The organism is Cryobacterium sp. MLB-32 (genome assembly GCF_000738085.1).
Taxonomy (GTDB): Bacteria; Actinomycetota; Actinomycetes; order Actinomycetales; family Microbacteriaceae; genus Cryobacterium.
Genome location: NZ_JPRS01000344.1, coordinates 1 through 1,422 on the forward strand (window position 1 = coordinate 1; position 1,422 = coordinate 1,422).

Consider the following 1,422-nt stretch of genomic DNA (forward strand, 5'->3'; position numbering starts at 1 on the left):
CGAGCATTTGATAAAGGTCCGCGTTGGGTGAACCAGCCACAGCTTTGTATTTTGCGTCAAGAACCGTAGCGGGCCGATCATCTGCGTAGTGTAAGAGGTCGACATTCATGGACACCATGCCCGCCTCGTCTAGAAAAACCTCGTATTGGGTCTCGCAGTGTTCACCCAGATGCAAAAACGATTCTCTCAAAGCGATGGTCACGAAGTCCTCGAACACCTTCCACATCGAAACTACGAACCCTGCGACATTGATGTCACCCTCCCCCGTCTCCGCAGAGGAATTAGTCAAAATAACCTCGGATAATCGCAAAGCAGAGTGATACCGGGAGTTGAGCCGTGTTTCTCTCCATGGCGGCGGGAGGGTCCCCGAGCGGAGAATTTGAACTCCAGATAGCCGGTTGTCCATATGGGCCAGCCTGGCCGTAACACTTGGTAAGAGCCCCGGAACAGCCAACATTCGCCGGAGCGCACTACGCAAAATCCGGTTCTCCGGAATGTCGATCAAGTGTTCATCGTAGGTGATCTCCAACGGGAACGGGAGCCCCGCATGCCTCCTCAGCTGGTCGCCCACTCGAATACGCCCCCGCACCACCATCGACGCCTCGTCGAGAGTCCGGTAGCTCTGTAAAACTCCTTGCAGCAAGGCGCTCTCGGCGTGGCGCGCAAGGCTTTCCGCCAGGGCGGGCAAGAGGTCGTCGTATTGTGCGGCAGCAACGTCCGTCGCAAGGAAGCTGGGGGATTTTGCGTAGCCCAGCATGAAGAGAAGATGCGAGAGCTCCACCTTTTCCTTAGGCCACACCTCTACCTGCACGTAGCCCAAGCGCACGTTGCCCACCCGAACTGCGCCGACGCAAGCACTGGGGACCACACGCCATCGCTTGTGGCCCTCGCGGCGTATCTCCACAAGACCTGACTTCGCGAGCGCGGTCGCGAGCGACGCGGGGATTGATAGTAGCTCGCCGGCACCTGAGGTCTCGGTGAGTCTGATGCGGCTGACTTCATGTTTAGTCCTCGGCACCTTCGGATGCCTCTCCGAGGGCCCGGTCGGTCTGATCGGCCGTGACGGTCCCGGGGCCCCCAGTATCAATGTGTCCGAAACCGCTTTCGGAAGGTTCAACCGCCCCCCGGAGCGTGTCGAGCCCGAAGTCCTTGCGGATGCTCTCTGGTGTGCGCTGACCGTAATAGTGATCCTCCAGCAGAGGCAATATTTCGTACTTCCAGATCATCTCAAGCCCAGCCTGCGTGCTCGCGTCGGGCTTCATGAGGTAGGACGGCCCAATCTGAAGATCGCGCTCGTTGATGCGCTTGTTGAGCGCGTCGAGCAATCGCGCACGCAAATCAGGCTCATGATGAGCAGCGAGATACAACCTCAAGACGCTTCGAACCGGCTCCACGCCAGGGTGAAGTTCAACGAAGGGGAAC

Annotated in this window: 1 protein-coding gene and 1 pseudogene; both read right to left on the bottom strand. The window is 58.6% G+C overall.

Features of this window, described 5'->3' with window-relative positions; translation table 11 throughout:
* Positions 1-1,018, bottom strand: a 1,018-nt coding sequence (locus tag JF66_RS18430) for an McrC family protein (protein ID WP_035880295.1), incomplete at its 3' end; no start/stop codon positions are given.
* A pseudogene (locus tag JF66_RS18435) lies at positions 1,005-1,422 on the bottom strand (hypothetical protein); the annotation flags it as partial. The pseudogene JF66_RS18435 and the gene JF66_RS18430, both read right to left, overlap by 14 nt.